This window comes from Mesorhizobium sp. M5C.F.Ca.IN.020.29.1.1, from assembly GCF_003997375.1.
GTDB lineage: Bacteria > Pseudomonadota > Alphaproteobacteria > Rhizobiales > Rhizobiaceae > Mesorhizobium > Mesorhizobium wenxiniae.
Genome location: NZ_RZSW01000924.1, coordinates 1 through 1,528, shown reverse-complemented (window position 1 = coordinate 1,528; position 1,528 = coordinate 1). Strand labels below are relative to the sequence as shown.

Genomic DNA, 1,528 nt, shown 5'->3' with positions numbered 1-1,528 from the left:
GCCTATGCCAAGGACGAAGCGCAGATTTCATTGCGCCGTGTCGGCGACCGGCCGGGCGTCGCCGCCGGCATTTTCGGGCCGCTGGCCGAGGCCAACATCAATGTCGACATGATCGTCCAGAACATTTCCGAGGACGGCAAGTTCACCGACATGACCTTCACCGTGCCGTCCGGCGATCTCGACAAGGCGCTTGCCGTGCTCGAGCGGCTGAAAACCACGATCGGCTACGACGTCGTGCAGTCGGAAGCCGGCATGTCGAAGGTCTCGGTCATCGGCATCGGCATGAGGAGCCATGCGGGCGTCGCCGCCACCGCTTTCAAGGCGCTGGCCGACAAGGCGATCAACATCCGTGCGATCACCACCTCCGAGATCAAGATTTCGATCCTGATCGACGGTCCCTACACCGAACTTGCGGTTCGCACTTTGCATTCCGTCTACGGTCTGGATAAGCAGTAGCAGACTGCATCGGCCCGAGAGTCGACTTCGGAAAGCACGATGCAGCAGATCGAAAGTCTTAGAGCGTCCTTTGGCGTCCAATTGGACGCATGGCGCTCTAATTGAGTTGTTGCGTGAGCGCCGGCCGCGGGAGAAACTGCGGCGGGCAAAATGTCCATTGGAGAACAAGCCGCGATGCGTGATACGGCCAGTGGCCCGCGCGTTTTGCTGAAACGGCTCCGCGAGCTCATGCAGGAGCCGCTGGAGCCGCAGGAGCGGCTCGACCGCATCGTGCGCGATATTGCCGCCAATATGGTCGCCGAAGTGTGCTCGCTCTATGTGCTGCGCGCCGATTCAGTGCTCGAACTCTATGCCACCGAGGGTCTGAACCCGAACGCCGTCCATTTGGCGCAGCTCAGGCTGGGGGAAGGCCTCGTCGGCACGATCGCGGCCTCAGCACGGCCGCTCAATCTCTCCAATGCGCAGGAACATCCAGCCTTCGCCTATCTGCCGGAGACGGGGGAAGAGATCTACAATTCCTTCCTCGGCGTGCCGGTGCTCAGGGCAGGGCGCACGCTCGGTGTGCTGGTCGTCCAGAACAAGACCATGCGCCACTATCGCGACGACGAGGTCGAGGCGCTGGAAACGACGGCGATGGTGATCGCCGAGATGATCGCCACCGGCGACCTTGCCCGGCTGACCCGGCCCGGGCTCGAACTCGACCTGCGCCGCCCGGTGAGCTTTACCGGCCTGTCCTTCAACGAAGGCGTCGGGCTCGGTCATGTCGTGCTGCACGAGCCGCGCATCGTCGTCACCAATCTGTTCAACGAGGACAGCGATGAGGAGATCAAGCGGCTCGATGCATCTCTCGGCTCGCTCAGGCTCTCCATCGACGACATGCTGGAACGCCGCGAAGTCGCCTTCGAGGGCGAGCACCGCCAGGTGCTCGAAGCCTATCGCATGTTCGCCAACGACAGCGGCTGGGTGCGCCGGCTGGAAGAGGCGATCCGCAACGGCCTGACGGCGGAAGCAGCGGTGGAAAAAGTGCAGAGCGACATGCGTGCCCGCATGCTGCACATGACCGATCCGTATC

General features: G+C 62.8%; 2 protein-coding genes. Both read left to right on the top strand.

Features of this window, described 5'->3' with window-relative positions:
* Nucleotides 1-456, top strand: a 456-nt coding sequence (locus EOA85_RS35030; RefSeq protein ID WP_127212710.1) for an ACT domain-containing protein, incomplete at its 5' end; no start/stop codon positions are given.
* A 174-nt stretch (nt 457-630) separates the two neighbouring features.
* A partial coding sequence (locus EOA85_RS35025) for a phosphoenolpyruvate-utilizing N-terminal domain-containing protein (RefSeq protein WP_127212709.1) occupies nt 631-1,528 on the top strand: 898 nt, incomplete at its 3' end.